This window comes from sulfur-oxidizing endosymbiont of Gigantopelta aegis, from assembly GCF_016097415.1.
In the GTDB taxonomy this organism is placed as follows: domain Bacteria; phylum Pseudomonadota; class Gammaproteobacteria; order GRL18; family GRL18; genus GRL18.
Genome location: NZ_JAEHGE010000001.1, coordinates 3,417,318 through 3,442,202, shown reverse-complemented (window position 1 = coordinate 3,442,202; position 24,885 = coordinate 3,417,318). Strand labels below are relative to the sequence as shown.

General features: G+C 38.9%; 28 protein-coding genes and 5 pseudogenes. 12 read left to right on the top strand and 21 right to left on the bottom strand.

Annotation, left to right across the window (positions count from 1 at the left end; all coding sequences use genetic code 11):
- Positions 1-53: 53 nt before the first annotated feature.
- From JEU79_RS17630 to JEU79_RS17615, 4 genes are all read left to right on the top strand, one after another.
- On the top strand, positions 54-467 hold the full coding sequence (locus JEU79_RS17630) for an excalibur calcium-binding domain-containing protein (protein ID WP_198265162.1): 414 nt from the start codon (positions 54-56) through the stop codon (positions 465-467).
- A gap of 21 nt (positions 468-488) precedes the next feature.
- A complete protein-coding gene (locus JEU79_RS17625) occupies positions 489-713 on the top strand; it encodes a hypothetical protein (RefSeq protein ID WP_198265161.1) in 225 nt (74 codons plus the stop codon).
- Positions 714-893: 180 nt separating this feature from the next.
- The gene (locus JEU79_RS17620; protein WP_198265160.1) at positions 894-1,181 is read left to right on the top strand and encodes a BrnT family toxin; all 288 of its coding nucleotides are present in this window, start codon (positions 894-896) and stop codon (positions 1,179-1,181) included.
- Positions 1,178-1,402, top strand: coding sequence for a CopG family antitoxin (locus tag JEU79_RS17615; RefSeq protein ID WP_198265159.1), 225 nt, complete (start codon positions 1,178-1,180; stop codon positions 1,400-1,402). Before JEU79_RS17620 ends, JEU79_RS17615 begins: the two co-directional genes overlap by 4 nt.
- Positions 1,403-1,502: 100 nt before the next feature.
- Here JEU79_RS17615 and JEU79_RS17610 read toward each other — a convergent pair whose 3' ends face one another.
- The gene (locus JEU79_RS17610) at positions 1,503-1,892 is read right to left on the bottom strand and encodes a type II toxin-antitoxin system death-on-curing family toxin (protein WP_198265158.1); all 390 of its coding nucleotides are present in this window, start codon (positions 1,890-1,892) and stop codon (positions 1,503-1,505) included.
- Positions 1,889-2,113 carry an AbrB/MazE/SpoVT family DNA-binding domain-containing protein gene (locus tag JEU79_RS17605; protein ID WP_198265157.1) on the bottom strand — a complete coding sequence of 75 codons (225 nt, stop codon included), beginning with the start codon at positions 2,111-2,113 and terminating at the stop codon, positions 1,889-1,891. The genes JEU79_RS17610 and JEU79_RS17605 overlap by 4 nt, the downstream gene beginning before the upstream one ends.
- Positions 2,114-2,347: 234 nt before the next feature.
- Here JEU79_RS17605 and JEU79_RS17600 point away from each other — a divergent pair, with 234 nt between their 5' ends.
- Positions 2,348-2,584 carry a DUF6364 family protein gene (locus tag JEU79_RS17600; protein ID WP_198265156.1) on the top strand — a complete coding sequence of 79 codons (237 nt, stop codon included), beginning with the start codon at positions 2,348-2,350 and terminating at the stop codon, positions 2,582-2,584.
- On the top strand, positions 2,581-2,757 hold the full coding sequence (locus JEU79_RS17595; RefSeq protein WP_198265155.1) for a PIN domain-containing protein: 177 nt from the start codon (positions 2,581-2,583) through the stop codon (positions 2,755-2,757). Before JEU79_RS17600 ends, JEU79_RS17595 begins: the two co-directional genes overlap by 4 nt.
- A 262-nt stretch (positions 2,758-3,019) precedes the next feature.
- Here JEU79_RS17595 and JEU79_RS17590 read toward each other — a convergent pair.
- From JEU79_RS17590 to JEU79_RS28790, 8 genes and pseudogenes are all read right to left on the bottom strand, one after another.
- A pseudogene (locus tag JEU79_RS17590) lies at positions 3,020-3,430 on the bottom strand (IS3 family transposase); the annotation flags it as partial.
- A gap of 26 nt (positions 3,431-3,456) precedes the next feature.
- On the bottom strand, positions 3,457-3,864 hold the full coding sequence (locus JEU79_RS27640) for an IS66 family transposase (protein WP_214660618.1): 408 nt from the start codon (positions 3,862-3,864) through the stop codon (positions 3,457-3,459).
- Positions 3,857-4,387 (bottom strand): IS66 family transposase, encoded by a 531-nt coding sequence (locus JEU79_RS17580; protein ID WP_198265153.1) that lies wholly within the window; start codon positions 4,385-4,387, stop codon positions 3,857-3,859. Before JEU79_RS17580 ends, JEU79_RS27640 begins: the two co-directional genes overlap by 8 nt.
- Before the next feature lie 9 nt (positions 4,388-4,396).
- Positions 4,397-4,774: an IS66 family transposase gene (locus JEU79_RS26755; protein ID WP_198264260.1), complete on the bottom strand. Its 378-nt coding sequence runs from the start codon at positions 4,772-4,774 to the stop codon at positions 4,397-4,399.
- Positions 4,771-5,853, bottom strand: coding sequence for an IS66 family transposase (gene tnpC / locus JEU79_RS17575; protein WP_246540373.1), 1,083 nt, complete (start codon positions 5,851-5,853; stop codon positions 4,771-4,773). Before tnpC ends, JEU79_RS26755 begins: the two co-directional genes overlap by 4 nt.
- Before the next feature lie 239 nt (positions 5,854-6,092).
- Positions 6,093-6,359, bottom strand: coding sequence for an IS66 family insertion sequence element accessory protein TnpB (tnpB, locus tag JEU79_RS17570; protein WP_198263387.1), 267 nt, complete (start codon positions 6,357-6,359; stop codon positions 6,093-6,095).
- A gap of 88 nt (positions 6,360-6,447) precedes the next feature.
- Positions 6,448-6,678, bottom strand: a complete 231-nt coding sequence (gene tnpA / locus JEU79_RS17565; protein WP_198265152.1) for an IS66 family insertion sequence element accessory protein TnpA — start codon at positions 6,676-6,678, stop codon at positions 6,448-6,450.
- Positions 6,679-6,761: 83 nt separating this feature from the next.
- Positions 6,762-7,512 (bottom strand): annotated as a pseudogene (locus JEU79_RS28790) (IS3 family transposase); the annotation flags it as partial.
- A gap of 183 nt (positions 7,513-7,695) precedes the next feature.
- Here JEU79_RS28790 and JEU79_RS25795 point away from each other — a divergent pair.
- From JEU79_RS25795 to JEU79_RS17545, 3 genes are all read left to right on the top strand, one after another.
- Positions 7,696-7,863 carry a hypothetical protein gene (locus JEU79_RS25795; RefSeq protein WP_214660617.1) on the top strand — a complete coding sequence of 56 codons (168 nt, stop codon included), beginning with the start codon at positions 7,696-7,698 and terminating at the stop codon, positions 7,861-7,863.
- Positions 7,864-8,251: 388 nt separating this feature from the next.
- Positions 8,252-8,572, top strand: coding sequence for a transposase (locus JEU79_RS26750; RefSeq protein ID WP_198263033.1), 321 nt, complete (start codon positions 8,252-8,254; stop codon positions 8,570-8,572).
- On the top strand, positions 8,550-9,413 hold the full coding sequence (locus tag JEU79_RS17545) for an IS3 family transposase (protein ID WP_246540372.1): 864 nt from the start codon (positions 8,550-8,552) through the stop codon (positions 9,411-9,413). The genes JEU79_RS26750 and JEU79_RS17545 overlap by 23 nt, the downstream gene beginning before the upstream one ends.
- Positions 9,414-9,705: 292 nt before the next feature.
- On the opposite strand, the pseudogene JEU79_RS17540 reads toward JEU79_RS17545, so the two are convergent.
- Both JEU79_RS17540 and JEU79_RS17535 read right to left on the bottom strand, forming a co-directional pair.
- A pseudogene (locus tag JEU79_RS17540) lies at positions 9,706-9,867 on the bottom strand (transposase); the annotation flags it as partial.
- A 76-nt stretch (positions 9,868-9,943) separates the two neighbouring features.
- On the bottom strand, positions 9,944-11,323 hold the full coding sequence (locus JEU79_RS17535) for an FAD-dependent monooxygenase (RefSeq protein WP_198265147.1): 1,380 nt from the start codon (positions 11,321-11,323) through the stop codon (positions 9,944-9,946).
- Positions 11,324-11,419: 96 nt separating this feature from the next.
- Between JEU79_RS17535 and JEU79_RS17530 the strand changes: the two genes are divergently transcribed.
- Entirely contained in the window at positions 11,420-12,307 is an 888-nt protein-coding gene (locus JEU79_RS17530; protein ID WP_214660616.1) for a hypothetical protein, read from the top strand.
- A 21-nt stretch (positions 12,308-12,328) separates the two neighbouring features.
- Here JEU79_RS17530 and JEU79_RS17525 read toward each other — a convergent pair whose 3' ends face one another.
- The gene (locus JEU79_RS17525; RefSeq protein ID WP_198265145.1) at positions 12,329-12,802 is read right to left on the bottom strand and encodes a cyclic nucleotide-binding domain-containing protein; all 474 of its coding nucleotides are present in this window, start codon (positions 12,800-12,802) and stop codon (positions 12,329-12,331) included.
- A 146-nt stretch (positions 12,803-12,948) separates the two neighbouring features.
- Here JEU79_RS17525 and JEU79_RS17520 point away from each other — a divergent pair.
- Both JEU79_RS17520 and JEU79_RS17515 read left to right on the top strand, forming a co-directional pair.
- Positions 12,949-13,896, top strand: a pseudogene (locus tag JEU79_RS17520) (IS1595 family transposase).
- Between the two features lie 92 nt (positions 13,897-13,988).
- The gene (locus JEU79_RS17515) at positions 13,989-14,429 is read left to right on the top strand and encodes a hypothetical protein (protein WP_198265144.1); all 441 of its coding nucleotides are present in this window, start codon (positions 13,989-13,991) and stop codon (positions 14,427-14,429) included.
- 332 nt (positions 14,430-14,761) lie between these two features.
- On the opposite strand, the pseudogene JEU79_RS17510 reads toward JEU79_RS17515, so the two are convergent.
- The 8 genes and pseudogenes from JEU79_RS17510 to JEU79_RS17475 form a co-directional block, all read right to left on the bottom strand.
- A pseudogene (locus JEU79_RS17510) lies at positions 14,762-15,917 on the bottom strand (IS3 family transposase).
- Between the two features lie 379 nt (positions 15,918-16,296).
- Positions 16,297-17,613, bottom strand: a complete 1,317-nt coding sequence (locus JEU79_RS17505; protein WP_198265143.1) for an ammonium transporter — start codon at positions 17,611-17,613, stop codon at positions 16,297-16,299.
- A 209-nt stretch (positions 17,614-17,822) separates the two neighbouring features.
- Positions 17,823-19,346, bottom strand: coding sequence for an amidase family protein (locus JEU79_RS17500; RefSeq protein WP_246540370.1), 1,524 nt, complete (start codon positions 19,344-19,346; stop codon positions 17,823-17,825).
- A gap of 75 nt (positions 19,347-19,421) precedes the next feature.
- Entirely contained in the window at positions 19,422-19,970 is a 549-nt protein-coding gene (locus JEU79_RS17495) for a TlpA family protein disulfide reductase (protein ID WP_198265142.1), read from the bottom strand.
- Positions 19,971-19,973: 3 nt separating this feature from the next.
- A complete protein-coding gene (locus JEU79_RS17490) occupies positions 19,974-20,540 on the bottom strand; it encodes a hypothetical protein (protein ID WP_198265141.1) in 567 nt (188 codons plus the stop codon).
- Between the two features lie 13 nt (positions 20,541-20,553).
- The gene (locus JEU79_RS17485; protein WP_198265140.1) at positions 20,554-22,749 is read right to left on the bottom strand and encodes an efflux RND transporter permease subunit; all 2,196 of its coding nucleotides are present in this window, start codon (positions 22,747-22,749) and stop codon (positions 20,554-20,556) included.
- 14 nt (positions 22,750-22,763) lie between these two features.
- Complete coding sequence (locus JEU79_RS27635) at positions 22,764-23,699, bottom strand: efflux RND transporter permease subunit (RefSeq protein WP_198265139.1); 936 nt, start codon at positions 23,697-23,699, stop codon at positions 22,764-22,766.
- A gap of 5 nt (positions 23,700-23,704) precedes the next feature.
- Complete coding sequence (locus JEU79_RS17475; protein WP_198265138.1) at positions 23,705-24,865, bottom strand: efflux RND transporter periplasmic adaptor subunit; 1,161 nt, start codon at positions 24,863-24,865, stop codon at positions 23,705-23,707.
- Between the last annotated feature and the right edge of the window lie 20 nt (positions 24,866-24,885).

Sequence of the window (24,885 nt, the reverse complement as noted above, 5' to 3'; positions counted from 1 at the left end):
CGCCACTTTCGCCTGCCGCTGAGCTAGGTCGTTAGATTAAAGTAAAAATAGAAATGAAAAAAATAATTATAATTACCGTAGTTCTAATAATTGGATGGTACGGAAACTTACTATACAAACAAAATGACTTACCATTTTTTCAGAGTTCGATAAGCATCTCTGATTTAGGAGAACAAAAAAAATGCATTACTAAAGATGGTGAAGTTATATATGGGAGCGTGCCAAAAGGAACCATATGTGAAAGATATGAACCAATTAAAGGCTCATTAACAGTAGTTCCAAGTACAACATATAAAAATGATAGACCCAAAAATCGTAGAATTTCAAGTTTCAAATGTGATGAAAGGCAATACTGTAGCCAAATGAATTCAAGAGCAGAAGCTATATTCTTTAATAATAACTGTCCAAATACAAAAATGGATGGTGATTATGATGGTATTCCTTGTGAAAATGACAGTCGTTTTTAAGAATAGGAATAGGAATAACAAATGTCAGAAATTATAGCATTAATAGCTGTATTTATTATTGTAGTTGGTGGAATACTGTTGCTAATTGAAGCTTTTAAAGTAGGAATTATTTGGGGTTTGGCTTGTCTGTTAATAAGTCCGGTTGCACTTGTTTTTATAATACTTCATTGGGATATTGCAAAAAAACCATTTTTTATTCAATTGTTTGGAGTCGGGGTTTTATTTCTAGTTGCATCACAAAATTAAATTCTAACCAAAATTTGCAATGGATCTCAGGGACTTAGCGATTTTTAAAAATAAACCGAGTGGATTTGAAAGGAAAACTTTTTTTACAAAGTCTTTCCTTGTCCCTGTGTCAATTGAAATAGGCGTTAGGGCTATAAAACCACATCTTGACATTTCTGTTAATGTAAATACAATGTATTTATGATTGAATTCGAATGGAATCCCTCAAAAGCACCATCAAACAAAAGAAAACATGGCGTAACCTTCGAAGAGGCGCAGTCAGTATTCTACGATGATTTCGCTATTCAATTCTTTGATGATGAAAATTCAGGAGAAGAAGATAGGTTTCTAATACTTGGTCATAGCAATCAATCACGAATACTGCTTATTTGTCATTGTGAAAAAGACTCAGGTAATCTCATTCGAATCATATCAGCTCGTAAAGCAACCGCAAAAGAGCGAAAGCTGTATCAAGGTGAAACATCATGAAAAAAGAATATGATTTGTCTAAAATGAAGTCACGTAAAAATCCATATGCATCAAAACTAAAGAAACCTGTAACAATGAGGCTAGGTGAAGATGTAATTAATTATTTCAAAAGCATGGCTGAAGATTCAGGTGTTCCTTATCAAAGCTTAATTAATCTTTATCTTCGAGATTGTATTTCACAGCATCGTAAAGTTGATATTTCTTGGAACCAACAGCCCTAACGAAACGTTGCACGCAGACCCAAAAAATTACGCACCTTTTGTGGCGCTTCGCTATAATGCCACAAAAGCTACGTAACTTTTCGGTCTGGTGAACTCGGCGTTAGACTTTAATACAGCATTTCTTGAACCATGATGACAGTTCATTTTCGTTAATGATATCTGTTGCTAAATTTTCAAAAGTGACAGTGGCATCAACTTCAGTTGCATTAAGTTTGAAACCATTAATTTCAAGGAACAAAGTGCCAATAGTGAAATCTGTTCTTTTGTTTCCATCAACAAATGGATGATTTTTTGCAATACCAAAGCTATAAGCGGCAGCAAGATCAAAAATTGAAACATCTGAATCATAGCTAAATTTTTGTTTGGCTCTAGCGATTGCAGAATCTAAAAGAGCTTTATCTCGAATTCCACTTCCACCCCCATGTTCTGCCAAAAGCATGGAGTGTACTGATTCAACAATTTCATCAAGTACCCAAACAGGTTCTCTCATTTAGCTAGCTCATGAAGAGTATTTCGGTATCGTTTCATTATGTTTTCAGCCGCTTCAATTTGGCTTTCAAAATCCTCTTGATACGGTGTTAAAGTGAAGCCTTCTGGACTTTCTACAAGATACAAAGCATCTCCTTTGGATACTTTCATCTTGATAAGAGCTTCTTTTGGCAGTAAAATTCCCATAGAATTGCCAATTGAGGTAACTTTTACTTTTAACATCATCAACGCCTTTTATGTTAGTACAAATGTTATTACATAATATAGAACAGTCTAACCAGAAAATCCACATGGAAAAATTTGTCATTGGCTGAAAAAACGCCAACGACAAATTTCCCAGTGATTTAGGCGTTATGATCAAAATATACACAAATCCCTGATCTTATATATTCGTGTTGTTTTCTAATTTCTTTTGGCGTATAGTTATATTTATTTGATACGTCAAGAGGTTCAGTTATGCAAACAAAATTAACACTCAGACTAGAAGACTCTTTGATACAAGAAGCAAAAGATTATGCAAAACAACATGATAAGTCACTTTCTCAAGTTGTAGCTGATTACTTTCACATGTTGACACAACAGGCCGGAAAATCAGGAATATCTCCCATCACAAAGTCATTAATTGGGATTTTAGACTCCAATAATATTGATAAAAATGATTATAAAAAACATTTAGAGGAAAAATACCTTTGAAGATAGTATTTGACACTAATATTATTCTTGATGTTTTATTAAACAGAGAGCCCTTTGTTGAGCTGTCAGCTAATATTGTTAGCTCTGTAGAGAACAATAACATTGAAGGTTATTTGTGTGCAACGACTATTACAACATTTGATGTGTCAACACTTTTCCGGACAGTTTTCTAAATATTTTTTTGGCTGTTTCAAGTGATTTTTGTCATTTTGTATTTCCTATCATTTTAGTTTCTCATGTTAACTTTAAACAGATGAAGAGAAAGGGCTTTGCCCTCTGGAACGATAGAGCCGTTCCATTCACCCAAGGTATTTTCACAACGGTAATGATCCTGTTACAATATCTTCACGGCACAGGCTGAGGAGCCGATGGCCGTCAACGGTAATGGGCGGCATTTATGTCGCCTTTTACCCCTCTTCAATCAATCGATTTAAGCTATTTCCTGCTGTATTCATAATCGACTGGTGACAAATAATCATTAGCCGAATGAAGTCGCTCCCGATTATAAAATACCTCAATATATTCAAATATTGCCTGCTTTGCTTCTACTCTGGTTTTGAATCGACAATGGTGCGTCAATTCAGTTTTCAAACTATGAAAGAAGCTCTCTGATACAGCATTGTCCCAGCAATTTCCTTTGCGGCTCATAGACTGAATTATGTTATGATCCGACAATATTTTTCTATGACTATCAGAGGCATATTGGCTACCTCGGTCAGTATGCCAAAGCAATCCATCCATTGGTTTACGCTTCCATATGGCCATCAGTAAAGCATCATTGACTAGCTTGGCTTTCATTCGCTCATCCATCGACCAGCCAACAATTTGCCTAGAGAATAAGTGTATACGTCAAAACTTCCCACGTTGACGTATCATTCCACTTTATTTAAAGGCTGAATTTTTTCAGTCAAATTCCATGGCAACAATTGCTCTAAAGCCTCATCATCATAATGCCTGCCCAGCTTAGGTAACTCAGTCAGAATGTGTGTTAAAAAGGCAAAGGGCTCTAGGTTGTTTGCTTTCGCTGTTTGCACGATTGAATATAAAATAGCACTGGCCTCAGCACCACGAGGATTTTGGTTCATGACCCAGTTTTTGCGCCCAATCACAAAGGGTTTGATCCGCCGCTCTGCCATATTATTATCAATCTGGAGGTTGCCCTCTTCAAGATAGACAGTCAGATACTTCCATTGATTGATCACATAACGAATAGCGACACCCAACTTACTGTCTTTTGTTGTTTTAGTCACTTTATCATCACACCACTTTTTTTTAGTCATCCAGTAGTGGTTTGCTTTTTTCCTGACGGATCAGGTAACGTTGTTCAGCATTGAGCGGTTTGATTTGTTTTTCAATCGCATACAATTTAGCAATTTTACTGATCGCCATTTGTACCATGCCAGGCTTTTTCTGACTGTTCTTGGGTAATGCTTTTAAGGCATCATGGAACTTGCGACGAGCATGTGCCATGCAGCCTAATAAAGTGACTTCACTGTTCTCATTTTCGAATATATGATAACCGGGAAAGCCATCCGTTTGCAGGTAACCTGAAAACCCCGTTAAAAAGGTTTTGGCATGTTGGCCTGCACGAGTAGGCTGATACTCATACAAAACAATGGGACACTTGGAATGATAGCCGCCACTTTGATAGAGCCACATATAAGATTTAGGGCAATTCTCACGTCCATCATGGATCACTCGCATCGTTGTTTCATCGGCCTGGATGATTTTCTGCCTAATGAGATAATACAACAACCGATTATAAAAGGGTTTGAGTAATTCGTATACGTCAAAACTTCCCACGTTGACGTATCATTCCACTTTATTTAAAGGCTGAATTTTTTCAGTCAAATTCCATGGCAACAATTGCTCTAAAGCCTCATCATCATAATGCCTGCCCAGCTTAGGTAACTCAGTCAGAATGTGTGTTAAAAAGGCAAAGGGCTCTAGGTTGTTTGCTTTCGCTGTTTGCACGATTGAATATAAAATAGCACTGGCCTCAGCACCACGAGGATTTTGGTTCATGACCCAGTTTTTGCGCCCAATCACAAAGGGTTTGATCCGCCGCTCTGCCATATTATTATCAATCTGGAGGTTGCCCTCTTCAAGATAGACAGTCAGATACTTCCATTGATTGATCACATAACGAATAGCGACACCCAACTTACTGTCTTTTGTTGTTTTAGTCACTTTATCATCACACCACTTTTTTTTAAGTCATCCAGTAGTGGTTTGCTTTTTTCCTGACGGATCAGGTAACGTTGTTCAGCATTGAGCGGTTTGATTTGTTTTTCAATCGCATACAATTTAGCAATTTTACTGATCGCCATTTGTACCATGCCAGGCTTTTTCTGACTGTTCTTGGGTAATGCTTTTAAGGCATCATGGAACTTGCGACGAGCATGTGCCATGCAGCCTAATAAAGTGACTTCACTGTTCTCATTTTCGAATATATGATAACCGGGAAAGCCATCCGTTTGCAGGTAACCTGAAAACCCCGTTAAAAAGGTTTTGGCATGTTGGCCTGCACGAGTAGGCTGATACTCATACAAAACAATGGGACACTTGGAATGATAGCCGCCACTTTGATAGAGCCACATATAAGATTTAGGGCAATTCTCACGTCCATCATGGATCACTCGCATCGTTGTTTCATCGGCCTGGATGATTTTCTGCCTAATGAGATAATACAACAACCGATTATAAAAGGGTTTGAGTAATTCAGCTGATTTAAGCACCCAGTTGGACATACTGGCTCTGGAAAGTGTTATCTTATAGCGTTTAAATATCGCTTCCTGTCGATAGAGAGGCAAGCTGTCTAGGAATTTAGAAACAATGATATAGGCCAGCAGGCTGGGTGATGCAAAACTTCTAGGAATGGGCTGTGCAGGCTTAGGAGCAGTTTTAACGCCTTCCTCACAAGCACGACAGGCATATTTAACCTGAACATGTTCTACAACATATACCTGAGCAGGAACAATTTCCAGTTGCTCTGAGGTCTCTTCACCAATTTCATGCAAGTGATGACCGCAGTCACAGACTTGTTCTGCTTCAGATAACTCATGACGAACAACTTTACGAGGTAGGTCTTTAGGTAAAGGCTTACGACCGGGCTTTTTACGCTCATAAGTAATGGTTTCACGGACTTCCGGTGCTTCTTCGGCGAACGTTTCTGCCTCATTAAAGAAGTCGGGGTGGGCTTCTTTTTCACTGGAAGTACCAAACCGTTTGTGTTGCAACAGACGAAATTGTTCCTCATACCAGTCCACTTTTGACTGGAGTTCAAGCACCCTGTTTTTGAGCGTTGGTATCTCTTCTGGTAGTATTTTTGTCTGTTGAACTCATGCGTTATATTATACTAAAAATGAGCGTTAAATGCTTGTATTTATTCTGTTTAATGCGCATCTAAAGGGACTTTTTTAGTTGTTTTCCAGACCATGAATTTCAGGGTGAGCATGGTGTTGTGTGCAAGATAAACCATCCAGTAACCACTGTAATTCTCTCAGTGTTAACGAAAGAGTGGGTTGTTCTTTTTCCATCGGCCACTGGAATTTCCCTTTTCAAGTGTACGATAGTAAAGCCAGAAACCATTACGCTCCCAGTACAGTATTTTAAGTTTATCTCGCTGACGATTACAAAAAACAAAGACACTGCCATCAAAGGGATTGTGTTCCAATTGCTCTGAGACAATCAGTGATAGCCCATTGGTTGCTTTTCTCATATCGGTAACACCAGAAACCAGATAAACCTGATTGACTGTGATGCCCGTTATCATGAAACAGTCCTGAGCAAATCCAGAATGGACTTGAGCTGATTCAGGTTCGTATCAGAATTGATTTCCAAACTGAAACCATTGGTATGGCTTACTTTAATTGCATTGCTTGTGGGGGAATTGGCCAGTAAATTAATGGGAATGAGTTGATTGTTGGTGTTGACCTGTTTTGATGAGCTAACATACCCAACTTCTTTCGATAATAGCTAAAAATATGAGAGGGTATCTTATGTTGTTGACAATAAACTGCCTGGCTTAAGTTACTGGCTTGGCAGGCCTCTATGTGTTGCTTCATCGAAGCATCTTTTGAATGGTTGCTCATTTGTATCTCCAAATTACGAATTGAAGATCATAGTTTGAGCTAACTGAAGCTTATTGTGAACGTGGGTTTTAATTGACGTTTACGAATAAGTCAATGACAACCGCTAAATATAACCAGCCTTCCTTGGTGGCAATATAGGTAATATCACCCACATAGTAGCGATCAGGTTGAGAGACAGTAAACTCTCTTTCCAGTAAATTTGGAGATATACGCTTATTATGCTTGGAATTAGTCGTCGCTTTAAAGCGTCTCTTCGTTTTACAAAACAAACCGGCTTTTTTCATTAATCGACCAATTCTCCGGCGGCTTATATGAACGCCTTTTTCAGCCAGTTTTCTTTTTAAGACGACGGGTTCCATAAGTCTTGCGACTGTCTTCAAACAGTTTTTTAGCTGCTCAGTAAGCGCTTCATTTTCTTTCTCTCTATCCGTTTTAGGAGAGCTAACCCAATCATAATAGCAACTACGGGAAACATCCATAAAACGGCACAGAATCGTTACCGGGTAATCTTTAGCCTGATCAGTTATCCATGCGTACTTCACAAAGTTTCCCTTGCAAAGTACGCTGTGGCCTTTTTAATAAATCACGCTCCTGAATCACTTTTGCCAATTCTTTTTTCAGACGTTTTACTTCATCATAAATGTGTTCATCACTTCTATTGGCTACCGTCTTCACCGGTTTGGAATATTTACTGATCCAGGTATGTAGAGTATTTACATTAACACCTAGCTCCCTGGCAGTCTGAGAAACAGGTTGATCCGTCTCATTAGCTAATTTGACAGCTGATTCTTTAAATTCTGATGTATAGCTTTTATTCGGTTTTTTTTGTTTGATCATTCATTTTAGGTCACACTTTTTATCTTTTAGTTATTTTAAGTTGTGTGTCCGGTTAAGTATAGCCACATTACATTAGACTATCTAATCTCGAAACAAACAAATCGAAGTGCAGCAAGAATAGAGATAGAAAAATTACTAAATATATTTAAAATCTCAGAAGTTAACACAAAGGTGCTTAATATGTCTCTCAAATCTGGATTCAGAGATTTTGAAGATGCAGTTCAATATTATTCTGGTGAGTGTTGCGGTGTAAATGGTTTGGTTACAAGAAATACAAAGGATTATAAGCAAGCCAAATTACCCATTTATACTCCTGATGAATTGTGGGGAATTATTTCAATTTCTTAAGATAAAAATCATAACCAGAAAATATCATTAGCGTTAGTAATACATTTATAGCCACCCACCTAATAATACATTTATAGCCACCCACCTAATACACTATAAATAAGCTAATTGATGATGGTTTAGCCTCTTCATTATCAGAAATCGCCATTTTAGTTAGAAGCAATAGGAGCCTTGAGTTTGTAAAAAACGGTTTGACTGTCCCTTTCAGAGTTTATAATGATGATCTGCTTAGCTCGATTAATACTCATGCTACGAAGGTATTGAATGGATTGTCATTCTATTATTTTGATTCAACGTTTTTAGCAAATGATGCACTTGAAGCTAATGTGGCTATACTTAACCGGACACACAACTTAAAATAACTAAAAGATAAAAAGTGTGACCTAAAATGAATGATCAAACAAAAAAACCGAATAAAAGCTATACATCAGAATTTAAAGAATCAGCTGTCAAATTAGCTAATGAGACGGATCAACCCGTTTCTCAGACTGCCAGGGAGCTAGGTGTTAATGTAAATACTCTACATACCTGGATCAGTAAATATTCCAAACCGGTGAAGACGGTAGCCAATAGAAGTGATGAACACATTTATGATGAAGTAAAACGTCTGAAAAAAGAATTGGCAAAAGTGATTCAGGAGCGTGATTTATTAAAAAGGCCACAGCGTACTTTGCAAGGGAAACTTTGTGAAGTACGCATGGATAACTGATCAGGCTAAAGATTACCCGGTAACGATTCTGTGCCGTTTTATGGATGTTTCCCGTAGTTGCTATTATGATTGGGTTAGCTCTCCTAAAACGGATAGAGAGAAAGAAAATGAAGCGCTTACTGAGCAGCTAAAAAACTGTTTGAAGACAGTCGCAAGACTTATGGAACCCGTCGTCTTAAAAAGAAAACTGGCTGAAAAAGGCGTTCATATAAGCCGCCGGAGAATTGGTCGATTAATGAAAAAAGCCGGTTTGTTTTGTAAAACGAAGAGACGCTTTAAAGCGACGACTAATTCCAAGCATAATAAGCGTATATCTCCAAATTTACTGGAAAGAGAGTTTACTGTCTCTCAACCTGATCGCTACTATGTGGGTGATATTACCTATATTGCCACCAAGGAAGGCTGGTTATATTTAGCGGTTGTCATTGACTTATTCTCTAGGCAAATTGTTGGCTGGTCGATGGATGAGCGAATGAAAGCCAAGCTAGTCAATGATGCTTTACTGATGGCCATATGGAAGCGTAAACCAATGGATGGATTGCTTTGGCATACTGACCGAGGTAGCAAATATGCCTCTGATAGTCATAGAAAAATATTGTCGGATCATAACATAATTCAGTCTATGAGCCGCAAAGGAAATTGCTGGGACAATGCTGTATCAGAGAGCTTCTTTCATAGTTTGAAAACTGAATTGACGCACCATTGTCGATTCAAAACCAGAGTAGAAGCAAAGCAGGCAATATTTGAATATATTGAGGTATTTTATAATCGGGAGCGACTTCATTCGGCTAATGATTATTTGTCACCAGTCGATTATGAAATACAGCAGGAAATAGCTTAAATCGATTGATTGAAGAGGGGTAAAAGGCGACATAAATGCCGCCCATTACCGTTGACGGCCATCGGCTCCTCAGCCTGTGCCGTGAAGATATTGTAACAGGATCATTACCGTTGTGAAAATACCTTGGGTGAATGGAACGGCTCTATCGTTCCAGAGGGCAAAGCCCTTTCTCTTCATCTGTTTAAAGTTAACATGAGAAACTAAAATGATAGGAAATACAAAATGACAAAAATCACTTGAAACAGCCAAAAAAATATTTAGAAAACTGTCCGGAAAAGTGTTGACACATCAGTTTGGAATATTTACTGATCCAGGTATGTAGAGTATTTACATTAACACCTAGCTCCCTGGCAGTCTGAGAAACGGGTTGATCCGTCTCATTAGCTAATTTGACAGCTGATTCTTTAAATTCTGATGTATAGCTTTTATTCGGTTTTTTTGTTTGATCATTCATTTTAGGTCACACTTTTTATCTTTTAGTTATTTTAAGTTGTGTGTCCGGTTAAGTATAGCCACATTAAAAACCATACTCAACTAAAATCAAAGCCATTAATATGTACTGAACGAATTTTCTTGTGCTTAAAGATGCTTAACAATTCATGCAGTCCATCCAGCACTTCAGCCTCTACATACTCTTTAACTTCTTCCAACAATAGAAAATAATCTTCATGGGGCATGATATGCATCAATTCACGTAGGTCAAAGTACTTCACAGCTACTTTAAGCATAAACTTCACGTCATCATCGCTGAGAGTCAAGGTGAATAATTTTTCACAGAGTAGAGGCCCTTTATCGCCCAAGGGACCACCGGGTTCAAATAAATTAATAAATTTATCCAGCATTGGCGCACTGGCATTGGCAAGAAAATGGGTGGTAATTTGATCAATTAGCACTTGGCTTTTGGTACGCACCGACAGTTGAATCAAATTAACTAAATGGCATTTATCAAATTGCTCATTATTAATGCTCGCCAACAAGTTCGCGGCATATTTTTTGTAGTTATCAACCACAAAAGAAAATCCCCAGCCGCAGGGAGCAGTCCAACAACCAGCATCACCAATAAAAGTAACCCTATCTTCTGCTACTTTTTGTGAATTCATTCCCCCCATGGGATACCAACCAAACTTCCATTCTTTGATGGTACAGTTCTCGTAGTTTTTCATGGATTTTTCATGACGTAATACATGATCAAATTCTTCGTGCATCATGTCTTTTTCTACTTGATTTTTACGTAAGTAAAAAATAAAGACAAAGGCTGTTTTGTCATCTAGAATTTCATATTCCAATACCGGACGGCCATGTGCCATCGAGGTATCAACATGCGCATTGGTATCTTTGAACGTTTGCCAGAGCATATAATCGCCCACTTCCATATCATTTAGGCCATCTGGAAATTCGACAATGGCACCATAAACAGACCACCAATAATAGCCCTTTTCCATGATGTTATATTTCTTACGAATAGGAGAATTATAACCCGATGCATCGATCAGCAAACGAGTGGTAAAGGTTCCTTCTGAAGTGCTTACTATGACTTTATCTTGCTCAACTTCACTGTCTTGATAGAGGCAACCCAGTAAAATTTTCGCCCCGTTAGATTCCAATATATCACCCCACATAGGCAGGACTTTATGCTCATCAATAAAATAATATTTCAATAAGGCATCCCATTTAACACAAGCACCACCAAAGGTTTTGGTTAAGAAATGAGTCACACCATTATGTGCGCACTGTGTTATTTCCTGGGCATTACCTCCTTGTACACAGAGATCCGGCACCAGCCAACTACGATGACAATCACTGATTTTTTCTTTTTTATCAATCACCAGTACTTTAAGTTCTTTTGATAGTTCAGAGCCCACGCTTAAACCTGCTGGCCCTGCTCCCGCTATAATCACATCATAATCCATTATAAATCCCCCTCATTGGCCGCTAAAACAACCCAAATTCATATAAAAATATTAATATCAATATAGCAGATATATCTAAGTCCAGATATACTATAGGTGAATAGCAGGAATAAAAATAAAAATAAAAATAAAAATAAGACTAAGAGTGAAACCATGGGTATTCTTGATGATTTACGCGAACAAGCCAATCAACAGCAAACAGTTCAACAAGATGATTTAGCAACTCAGGAGCAACAGGAGCAATATTATCAAACGTCAATATTGCCTAAAATGCAGCAAATATTTTCCTATTTTAAGGAATTGATTGATTATCTTAATATCATTGAAACACCGATTGAGGTGAATCATTATTCAACACGTTATCCTGCATTAGTGCATTTACATCAACAGGATTATAAACTCAGTACTGATCAACATGGCGGCATTGCTGATTTTGAAAAGTTGACCGAAGTATATCTTCGTTTCAAATGTCTGGATGAAAATGAAGAGAGTTTTACTCACATTGTTGAACACGCTATTGATGCTGATCAGGAAAAAGAATTTTTATCACAGCATAAAGTCTCCTTCAAGCAAAATCATAGCATTGGCACCATAAAAAATAATGGCATCAGTTTTCAAATCAGTAAAAAAATTCCCATCATATTCAAATTTTCTGTCGATAAGGAAAATTCAAATATTACCCTAAACATTCAGAACCATGATAATTTCGAGCATCGAACCCAGAAGATCAATCCCAATCAAGTTAATGAAGCTTATCTAGATAAACTAGCGCGTTATATTTTAAGAAAAGATAAAGATTTTTTGCATATTAAGATTGATGACAATTCCAAAGAAAAAATCCGTAAAAAAATTCATTTACAGAAAAAAATACATGCCAACGAACTTAAAGAAGTTGCCATTCGTGAAAAAAATGAACAGCAGCAACAAGAAATTAATAAAGTAAAAAATAAAATTAAATCATTTATTAAACAACTGAAAAAATAGCGTCAAGTATTTTATTCTCCCTTACAAATGTTCTTTAATGCCATGAACTTTTAAGCCCCAGGCAAAGAGATCACTGACTCGATGATTGGCTCGATCTAAACGACCGATTAAAATTTCAAACAGACCTTTATAAAACAAGTAGCCCCGTTGAGGATTATCATCCAGATAAATACTGAGCTTTTCGCCATTAATTTCAACTAAAGTCACATCCGATATGGCGCACACAGAGGCAGTACGAAACTGCGATTGATACAGAGCAATTTCCCCAAATATCTCTCCTTGCTCCAACTCCCAGATACCCGGCTGAATATTTTTTTTGGATTCTAATTCAATATTGCCAGACACGCGCAAACAACCTGACTCTATGTAAAACAACGAACCACCCGCCTGTCCTTCTTCAACAATCATGTCCTTATTGCTAAAAACACGACGTTGCCATGCTGAGCCTTCAGGAAATCGTTGATCATTTAGTATCTCTTGAAGAATATGATTCATTGGGGCTCTCCACACAAAGTAATACTTGATTACCCACAAAGCTCCGCCATATTTCGATAATTATACTATAATTATACTATAATTATACTATAATTATACTATAATTATACTATAATTAAAGTATAGATTATGTGTGGAGTAGAATGATGTCAAAAAATAAAATTCAGTTTCAAGAAGGTTATAGTTTATTTGAGCTTTTTAATGATTATGGCACTGACAAACAGTGCCGACAAGCCTTATTTAAATGGAAATTTCCTGATGGATTTGTTTGCCCAGAGTGTGGCAATAAGACTTATTGCACTCTAGAACATCGCCATCTTTATCAGTGCCACCATTGTCATCATCAGACATCAGCAACCTGTGGGACAATATTTGATAGTACCAAACTGCCTTTATCTAAGTGGTTTTAGCGATTCATCTTATGACTCAATTGAAGACAGCGGTTTCAGCATTAGAATTAAAGAGACAGCTTAAGGTAAGCTACAATACAGCCTGGAGTATGAAACAAAAGATCATGCAGGTTATGAAAGAACGTGATGACAGTAAACCTTTATCAGGCATCATTCAAATTGATGATGCCTACTGGGGTGGTGAGCACAGAGGCGGCTCCAGAGGTCGTGGTTCAGAAAATAAAACACCGTTCGTTGCAGCCGTTTCTACTAATGAAGATGGACACCCGATTGCAATGAATTTAAATGTGCTTAAAGGGTTTAAATCCAGTGAAATAAAACGATGGGCACAAACTCATTTAACACCTGGAAGTACTGTTTACTCAGATGGGTTAAATTGTTTTCCTGCGGTTAAAGAAGCTGACTGTAAGCATGTTCCAATCGTCACGGGTGGTGGTGCGGCAAGTGTTGATAAAATTGAGTTTATCTGGGTTAACACTATGATAGGTAATATTAAAAACTCTATGAAGGGAAGCTATCATTCCATTAACTCAAAACATTTACCTCGGTATCTTGCTGAATTTTGTTATCGGTTTAATAGACGCTTTAACTTAAAAGACATGATGCCAAGGTTTTTTATGCGTGGCGATGAAAACGCCACCTATGAATGGAAAGCTCCTAAAAATGGCGGAGCTTTATGGGTAATCAAGAAGTAATAAGCTATAGACGAATTACTCTATAAGTGCTAGATTTTACAAATAAAATAATTAATACCCAGAAAAAGGTAATCTCTCTTTATGGCCTCTACGACAATTAGCGAATTACCCCAGCGTGAAGTATTCAGCCAAATACACATTGATATTGCCCGTAATGCCACTGATGATTTTAACTTATTTCATGATAGCCATCGTTGGTCAAATATCTATCAGAATCCTTTTCATGGCCCCATCGTACTGGGTTTTCAGCTGGAATCCCTGATCGAAAACAAACTTTTCCAGCACCGGCAAAACAATAATGAAAACACCATTATTACTAAGAATAACCTGAATTTCAGTAATTACCAGTTCTCATTTGCAAATGCCATACGACCTGAGCAAAAAATTGCCATTGAAATAAAGAAAACACAAGTTTCAGTTGATAAAGAGAGTCCTTATATCAGCAATCGAGTCTGTGTCAAAGCAGATAATAAACTCGCCTTAATCGGCTTTAAAAAGAAACCCAACAGCCATTATATTTAAGCGAACCCGATTTTAGTGATATTGATAAACCCTTACACGAATATGCTGATCGCAGTTTTATAGGTCACGATGATAATTGTTTTTTCTCAAACGAAAGTTTATGAGTGTCAGCAATGCAAAAACTTTTTATGTGGTACAGTGGACCCCATTGTCAAGACAGCTTTCTCAAATATTAAGATATAATTCTGTTGGTTATTTATAGTATTAGTCTTATCCACATATCCACAGGTCTGCCAGTAGTCCAGAGACGCTTGCGATATATCTCAGGGCTACTGGCTTGGCCTGTGGATATGTGGATAAAACGGTTGCCAATAAAGTTGATTATCCTCTCATCATGCTGCCCGTTTTAAGTCTGGAACAACTTCTTTCATCACGCCATAGATCTCTGCAGGCGTTTTCCACCGTGTGTACTGTGTGGTCGTTCATGGTTGTAAAACTCAAAATATTCCTTTAATGAGCTCTTTAGCTCATCAATACTTTGGTAATCCTTGAGGTAAATTTCCTCATATTTTACACTTCGCCAGAGTCGTTCAATCATAATGTTATCCATTGCTCTGCCTTTGCCGTCCATGCTGATTTTTATATCATTGGCCTTTAGAACACCTGTAAATGCTCTGCTAGTATATTGAGCACCTTGATCCGTATTGAAGATTTCTGGCTTTCCATATCGTCGCAGTGCTGTTTCCAGACTACTGATACAAAAGCTTTCTTCCATGCTGGTTGACACTTCCCAGGACAGCACAAAACGGCTACTCCAGTCCATAACAGCACTTAGGTAGACAAATCCATGTGGCATCCGTAAATACGTGATATCTGTGCACCAAACCTGGTTATTCCTATTAATATCAATTCCTTTGAGCAAATATGGATAGAGGTTATTTACTTTGCAAGGCTTGCTGGTATTGGGTTTTGGTGCCACTGAAACCAATCCCATGATCCGCATAAGCCGTTGAACTTTTTACGATTAATTTTATAACATTTCAATCTTAATGCATTACGAATTTGACGACTGCCATAGAATGGATGTTTTATGTACAACTCATCAATCAAATTCATTAATGTTAAATCTTTATTTTGCAGAGGCTTTTTAGGTTGATAGTAATAGCTTGAACGGTTCAGGCCGATAAGCTCACATTGTTTTTTGATGCTCAACTGAGGGTGCTCTTTTTCTATGCAACACCGCTTTTCTGCTCTACTCAGTTGAACATCTTCAACTTTTTTTGACAGCCAGTCAGCCTCTACTTTTAGTTGACCTATTTGGCTGTACAGGTGTTCTTTTTCCTTTTCATGTTCAGCATCTTTATTCTCTAATTTTTTTTGAAAAAGTATCGGCTGCACCATCAAGCATCTGCTTTTTCCAGCTATTGACCTGGGTGGTGTGCACTTCAAATTCTGACGCAATTTCTGCGACTGTTTTTGACCTTTCAAAGCCTCAATGGCTACTTTTGCTTTAAATTTGTTGTTGAATGTTTTTCTTTTTGTGCTCATTTTTTTGTTCCCCGTTAGGTTAGCTCTTATATCTTAACCTATTGTCCAGTTTTCGGGGTCCACTATAAAATTAAAAATGTAAAAATTACTGACAGAATTTAGCTTTTTTGAAGGTAAATGGGGTGTTTAAATGAACAGATAAAGGATTATTCGTTAAAATCCTCTGTTTTTATCGGATATTATGAACAAATATAAAACAATGATAAATAGATTGTAAAAATTCCTGACACTAATACGTTTTTGGGGACAGCTCAACCCACTTTGCATTTCAAATGTAGGATATGGTGAGGATTAGTAGTTTTTTTGTTAGGATTTATATTTCATAGGGATTCTCAGCTTATAGCGATGAGAATCCCATCCATTCAATAACAGGCTTTATTTAGAAGTCATAGCCACGTTCATCGTGAGAAACAATATCTAGACCTTCAATTTCTTCTTCATGGTCAACTCGTAGGCTAACAAACCTATCAACTACTTTTAAGATGATATAGGTCATCACTGCGGTATAAGTCAGTGTCGCGCTAATGCCGATTAACTGCACCCAAACCTGACTACTCATCGTCATGCCTTCGGCATAGCCCTGACCAGAGAAAACACCCAAGCTCGCTGAAGCAAAAATACCGGCCATAAAAGTACCGATAATGCCACCAATTCCATGCACGGGAAACACATCCAATGAATCATCCAGTTTCAATTTAACCTTGATTACCTGTGTTGCGGTGTAACAAACCATACCCGCAATCAGACCAATCGCTAATGCGCCGGCAGGGCCTACAAAACCAGAAGCCGGAGTAATTGTACCTAAGCCTGCCACCATACCGGTGACAATACCCAGTACGGATGGTTTGCCATGTCTTACCCATTCGATAGCGGCCCACATTGCAGCGCCTGATGCAGCAGAAATATGGGTGACAAGCATCGCCATTGCAGCATTACCGTCAGCCGCTAAAGCGCTACCGCCATTAAAACCAAACCAGCCAACCCATAACATGCCAGCACCAATGACGGTCATGGTTAGGTTATGTGGTGGCATTGCATGAACACCAAAATCTTTACGTTTACCAATAACTATCGCTGTCACTAAGGCCGCGACACCAGCAGTAATATGCACTACCGTACCACCGGCAAAGTCTAATAAACCCATTTCAAATAACCAACCACCCTCTGCCCAGACCCAATGGGTAATGGGTACATAAACAACAAACAACCAGATAGCGCTGAATAGCATCATGGCTGAAAATCTTGCCCGCTCAGCAAAACCACCGACAATTAAAGCCGGGGTAATAATGGCAAAAGTCATTTGAAATAAGGCGAACAAACCTTCTGGAATCGTGCCTGAAACACTGCCTTCCATCACTCCGGCAAAGAGAACTTTGTCAAAACCACCAATAAAAGCATTCATTGAGCCGCCGTCACTAAAGGCTAGAGAATAGCCCGCGACCAGCCAGAGTATCGACATAATACTGGTAATAGCAAAACACTGCATCAGTACTGACAAGACATTTTTGGTACGCACCAGGCCTCCATAAAACAATGCCAGACCCGGCAGAGTCATAAACAAGACCAGCACAGTGGAAATCATGACCCATGCGGTGTCGGCACCATTAATGGCATCTGCAGCAAAGAGATTGCTCGATAAAAACAGTGCTACTAATGAGATCAGAGAAATAGCGGATAAGCGATGAATTTTAGACATTGAAAAACCCTTTTGGCAATTTTGCTACGAAAGCTTGAGCATTTTTTGCACTATTATTGCACACAAAAACACGAAGAAAAACAACCCACGATGTTTATTCTGTATTTATTCTTCATTCATTGACAAAAAGTGTCATAAAATGCACTTGTATGGTTCAGGGCTATACCCATGATTTATCATCCTGCACTGATTTATGACATCTGTATCAACTAGTGAATTAGTTGAGGAAACAACACGGGTGCTTTTCTATGTAAGCTGTACTGCTCATAGGCAAATGCATAAGCTAATAATTTACCATCATCAAAGGGTCGTGCGAGAAATTGTAAGCCCGCTGGTAAATTGCCCTGTGTATAACCCATTGGCACAGTGATTGCCGGTTGCCCCGTATGGGGTGCAATTATCGGACTATTATCACCATGGGGAGAGTTATTATCACCGACGCGCCTTGGGGGATTACTCCAGCTTGGGTAAATAATGGCATCAATATTGGCTTTGTCCATTGCATCGACTACTGCATTTAAAAAAGCCTTGCGCCGTGGGTCATTTTGTACACCAACACAGGGTGGTTGCATCATTTTTGGGGCTATGTGTACAGCTTCCGCCCACTTCATATCCGCAGCACTTTGTTCGCTAAATAATTTTTGCTCAATAATGTCCTGAAATTTCTTAATCGGGGCAGATGTATTGTCACTAAAAACAGTATGATTTAAATATTGATTTAAATCATAACGAAAGCGACTGCAAAATCCTGTCGCCTTACTCAGTGTTTTAAAATTCTTAATCTCAAAAGGATCGATAATCACCGCACCCGCCTGACGTAAATCGACTATAGCCTGATCCATTAAGTCAATCACCTCAAAATCAGCCAACTCTGTATCATAAATCTGTCGCATCACTCCAAGGCGTACCCCCTGCAAGGCAGATTTGTTTAAGAAAATCGTATAGTCAGTCTTCAGTCTGGCCACTTCATTATGAGTAATCGAATCGTTTTTATCATAGCCTGCAAGCACTGAAAAAGTTTTTGCTGCATCGGTAACGGTACGCGTCAATGAACCGGCAACATCCCGGTTGGCTAAGAGTGGCACAATACCGCTACGACTAGTCATGCCCAATGTAGAACGTAGCCCCACTAAGGACAAATACGCTGCCGGGCCACGAATTGAATTACCGGTATCGGTTCCCATACCTATAACACCAAAGTTCGCAGCAATTGCCGAAGCAGTGCCACCACTTGACCCTGCTGGAACGAAATCAAGATTATAGGCATTGAGAGTTTCACCATGAGTAGAACTAATGGTCTGATAGGCACTGAATGCCCACTCCGCCATATTTGACTTGGCAATAATAATAGCCCCGGCATCACGCAAGCGTTTTACCATAAAGGCATCCTGAGCAGGCTGTGATCCCTTTAAGGCAATTGAACCCGCCTCAGTAGGCATATCAGCGGTATTGAAATTATCTTTTAATATCACGGGTACACAATGTAGTGAACTCATTTTATGAGTTTTCTGCCATTGCTGATCGAGAGATTTTGCTCTTTGCAGGGCATTTTTATTGATCAGGATAATGGCATTTAGATGAGTGCTTTTATCATAGCTTTGAATGCGCTTAATAAATTGGCCAGTGATTTGTTCACAATCACTCGTTTGATTTTTTATGGCTTGCTGGAGTTGTGCAATGGTAGTTTCAACCGCCGTAAACCCTTTATTATCGACTGAATAGCTATTTTTCACACAGAATAATATGAGAAAAAAAACCAAGCTGAGCTGCTGAAAAATATTCACGTGCTTATTTTTACCCACCTATATTTAGGGCTTATTTTTTAGCTGCTGTAAAAACTGTAAATAATCTGCCTTATCCCAAGGTCTTCCTCCCAAGGCTAAATAACGAATCTTCCCATTGGGATCAACAAAAAAAGTAGCGGGCAGGCCTCTAGGTTGCCATTTTTCTGTCGCCAGCCCATCCTCGTCCATCAAAGTATTAATATCCGGTGCTAATAAACCCAAGAAGTTAAACACCGTATCCTCAGATTCGGCGGTATTGACAATGGTAATATCAAGATGGCTATCGGCAAATTTATTCACTATTGCTTGGATAGTCGGTATCTCTTTTCGACATGGCCCACACCAGGTTGCCCAAAAATGCACAAACACCCACTTGCCTTTTGACTCGGTAATATTATAAACATCTCCATCAAGCATTTTTAATAGCAAAGGCGGTGCATCTCGACCATCTTGATAAATAATGCCTCGGGGTAGCTTATCTAGCGCATAAGACTGAGTGATTATTAATAGGCTAAGAAAAATAACTGTTAATATTTGTTTTAGAGTTGTTGTTTGTTTAAATAAAAGAGTCATGGTTTATTTTTCATCCTGTTTACAAATGACATTATCCATTACCACTGTTTTCATTTTACCCTGCTTATTCTCCCCTGTCGGGAAATTAAGCTCAACGGTAAAAGGCTCTGATTGCATGGGGATAGGAATACGTCCACCGACACTTTCCTGTGGATATAAATCCCTTACAGCAGGCATCAGAGTCCAATTAAAGGTTGAACGATGGGCTTGTTTAAGATTAATTTCATCCCATTGCTGATCCCAGTATTGCCTATCTTGTTGCTTGATCACTTTACCTTGTCGAGTAAAATTCCACTTGGCAATATCAACCCACAAAAAATCATTAGAACGATTTTTTATAATCACGGTCACATAACAAGAAGCCATTAACTTATCGACTGCCCCTTTAGAAAATTCCCGCCCTTCATAAAAAGACCCAATTTGCAAAGGTGTTAATTGGATAAAGCGTAAATAAAGCGCATCATCCTGATAGTCATATTTTTTTTCTTCAGCAGCATTGGCATTCAAGGCTAATAACCATATCAATATAACACTAATGATTTGTCCATAATATTGCTTGTTATTGTTCATCATAATTTCACACTCAAACTTGCTTTGAATTGTTCATAAAAAATTTATAGAGTAACGGTATTACAAAAAGAGTCAACATCGTTGAAAAAGCTAAGCCCCAGACAATAGCCGTTGCTAAAGGCCCCCAGATCAAGGACTTTCCAGCAAAGCCACTGGCCAGAGAAAACAAACCGGCAATGGTAGTCAATGAGGTGATCAGTATGGGAATCAGCCGTCTTCGTGCCGCATAAACAATGGCATGGTTGACACTCATACCGGCTCTAAGGCGTGTGTTTGCAGCTGAAATCAACACGATTGAGGCATTGACCGCTATCCCCACCAAAGCCACTACGCCATACAAGGTATAAATACTCAATGGATTTGACGTTAAAAATAAACCAATGACCACACCCGTAAATGCGAGGGGGATCGTGACTAAAATTAATATAGGTTGAAAATAGCTTTGAAACTGAGTGCCCAAAATCAAGTAAATTAAGCCAATGCCCATTAAAAACAAATACGGCATAACAGCCAATGTTTCTTCCAAATCATCTAAAGCCCCAGAGAAGTCCAGACTAATTCCTGGGTGCTTAATCTTCATGTCATGCCAATAGGCTTGAATCAAATGATTAATTTCAAGGGTATTGCGTCCACCAGACTGAATATCTGCTTCGATCACAATGACACGTTGTAAATTATAATGCCGGATCTGACTACGTGACAATTGGTATTTTTCATCCACCAATTCACTCAATGGGATTGATAAGACTTTATCACTATGGGTATCAAAAAAACTAATGGGACTTTGTAGCCAATTCGTCAGCATTGATTGGGAGTCAGCATTGGTATCATCCTGATAACTGGCTTTCACACGTACCTTCACTTCTTCACCACGGTATTGATACGAGCTAACAATTTCCCCTCTGGCCAATAAACGAATATCACGGATCACTTGTGCAGGCGACAAACCGGCACGATGAATGGCATCCTGCTTTAATTGCAAGGCCAATTCCATACTGCCTGCACTGTCTAAAACACTGATATTTTCTACATCTGATAAACTTTCCAGAAACCGTTTTAGATCAACTACTGCGGCTTGAATAGATTCGAAGTCAGCGCCCTGAACCTTCATACTAACGGCTCTATTAACTGGGGGGCCATCTTTTAATTGCAATAAGGACATTTCTTTAACACCGGTCATTTTTTTAAATTGCTGTTTAATCGTTTGGTGTAAGTGTGTTAAATCTTGCGGAGAAATATCATTGAGCGAGAGAATGATTTGTCCATAGTGTTCACCAAACAAGGGTTCAACTTGAGTAAAATAGAAACCCGCATAGGATGCCATATCCCGATAATCATCACGGGCCAATTGCGCTTTGATATTGTTTTCCAATTGCTGCACGGCTGTTAAGGTGTAATCCAATGGCGTGCCTTCAGGCATTTTGACATTCACATAAATAACAGGAAAGGGTTCACCAGCAAAAAAATCAATCACAATTTTTCCACTTTGCAAGGCATAGATAGCACTGCTAAATAATAACACCAATCCCAATAACATTATTTTAGGCTGTCGTAGTGAGCCAATAAGAAAACGGATGTAAACACTTTTTAGTTTCTGGGTAAAACGTTCACGAAATATTTGTACTCGATAGAGTCCGAAGCGGCTCCTGATTTTTGAAGCATGAGCCTCTGAGCTATAATTCGGCTTACTGACAATAAGATGAGCCGGTAGCATCCAATAAGCTTCAATTAAACTGATTGCTAACGCAATGGTGACCACCAGAGGTATCACCAGCATAAACTCACCCATAATACCGGGCAATAGCATGAGTGGTAAAAAGGCAGCCATAGTGGTCAATACCGAGGCCGTCACCGGAGCAAACACCTCCTGAATTGCTTCTATCGCAGCCTGAACACTATCCACTCCCTCACGCATACGAGTATACATGGATTCCACCACCACAATGGCATCATCCACCAGCATTCCCAACACAATGACGACACCTAATAACACTGCGTTATTAACCGTCTGTCCCAGGGCATGTAAAATCCAGAAAGTCGCGGCCAGGGTGAAAGGGATTCCGATCGTTGTAAAAAAAGCGATACGCGATCCCAGAAAAAACCAAGTAACGAGAAGCACTAATGACAAACCAATTAAGGCATTATTTTGCATGATTTGAATGGCTTTGCGCGTCAACGCAGTATTATCATCCAATAAAATAACTGTCACTCCCGTCACCTGACTCAGCCGATTTTTTCTGCAATGAATACGCGTAGATCGTCAATCATTTGCAGGGTATTAACCTTATCTTTTTTGAAAACAGTCAGCACAATAGCAGGTTGACCATTATAACTTGCCTTGGTGCTAAACTTATCCTGACCACTATAAATTTGTGCAATATCACCTAGCATCACCTGATGCTCAATTCCCTGTAGCGGTAATTGAGCCAGATATTCAGGATCATGACTGGTTCCCTTAATGCTGATCAGCCATTGTTGATCAGCAACATTCAGTGTGCCTGCTGTGGTGTCTTTAAATTGACTTTGAATGGTTTGTGCAACGGCTGAAGGTGATAGGCCAAGCCCACTCAGACGTTCAATATTAATATTAACAATCATTTCCGGATCACTGCTACCCAACACATCTACCCGCTCTATATAAGATAGGCGTTCCATTTCCTTATCCAGTTCCTGCGCATAAAAACGCAGCGTTTCATCATACGCTTTTGATTGCAGCACTAAGGTCGCTGTTGGAAAGGCACTTGAAGACGTTAGTTCAAGAATCAGTGGTGATTCAGCTTCTTCGGGTAGTCGGGTATTTTCAATTTTTTGTATTTCCCGGCGTAAATCGGCTAGGCGCTTATCAAAAATACGCTCACTCAGATCTTCAAAACGCACCAGAATACTGGACATCGATTCTCTGGAGCTGGATGATATAAAGCGAATATCCGAGACTTTGGCGATCCCTTCTTCCATCGGCTGAGTGATGCGCTTTTCAATATCCTCGGCTGAGGCATCAAGCAATACGGTATTAATTTGTATCCAGTTAAAATTAATTGTCGGATCTTTTTCTTTGGGCATGGCCAGGTAACTTAACGTGCCCATCACCAGCACTAAAATAAAAGTCAGATTGGCTAACACATGGTGTTGTAAAAAACGTTGTAGAAGTGAGCTAGGCATAAAATCTATTTAAGCCGCTGTTGAGTAGTGTTTAATAGGACAGGCTGTCCATCACTCAAGGCATTGCGACCGGAGATAATCACCTGTGTATCCGAGGGCAAGTCGATTTCAGCTGCTCGTCCAATTAAGGCGTTTTTCAATGGCCAAAAACGTGCCTGCCATTGAATCGATGACTTGTCATTGATTTTTTCTAACTTTCCTTTTTCTAAGCTTCTTTTTTCTAAGCTTCTTTTTTCTAAGCTTCTTTTTTCTAAGCTTCTTTTTTCTAAGCTTCTTTTTTCTAAGAGAAAGAGCCCGACTTGTGCATTTCGTTTCACTAAATAATTTGCCGGTATATTGTTTGATCGTAAAATCATTTCCACCATGCCTGCTGCATCGGGAGAGGCTTTTTTAGCAACAAAGCTCAAACGCACTCGCTGATGTCTTGCCCGTGTTTCAACGCTGGGGATAATTGCTCTCAGGTGTAAAGGATAGCGTTGCTTTCGATAGATAAAATTGAGCGCAGTATAATCCAAAGTATCCACTAAAACGATAGGCATTTGTACTTCAACTTCAAGATCATCAACATCAATCAATTGCACTAAAGGTGTATTCGGTCTGACATATTCACCGACATGAATAAAACGTTCTGCTATCACACCACTATAAGGTGCGACAACCTGACAACGGGATATGTTTTTCTGCGCCTGCTTGACTCTGCCCTGCTGTAAATCAATACGTGCTGATAACTTTTCAACTTCGGTGGCCAAACGTCGATGGGCTTCCTGAGAAACACTTTTACTCTTAATCAATTGTTTAGAACGTTGCCATTGATAATCAGCAAATTTTTTCTCCGCAAGCAGAGCTCGCTTTTCAGCCAGCAATTGTTGCTGCTTGAGCACATAATCATCACACTCTAAACTCAGGAGTAATTGATCTTTTTTGACGCTATCACCAATTTTAACTTCAACACTGATGACTCGTGCCGAAAGCTCTGCACTCAGTAAACTACTTTGCAGGCTCACCACCTGAGCCGGGGCTTTTTTTATTGGATGAAAGGTTAATTCTTGCAAGGCTTTAACCGTAACGGGTATTGCTTTAGCTAACAAATTGCCTTGAGCCAAGGCAGGCACATTGGCGAGCAGTCCCGTTAATAGCACGATTAATAACACTGTTAACAACAGCATGGGTCTCAATCTGCTGCTAA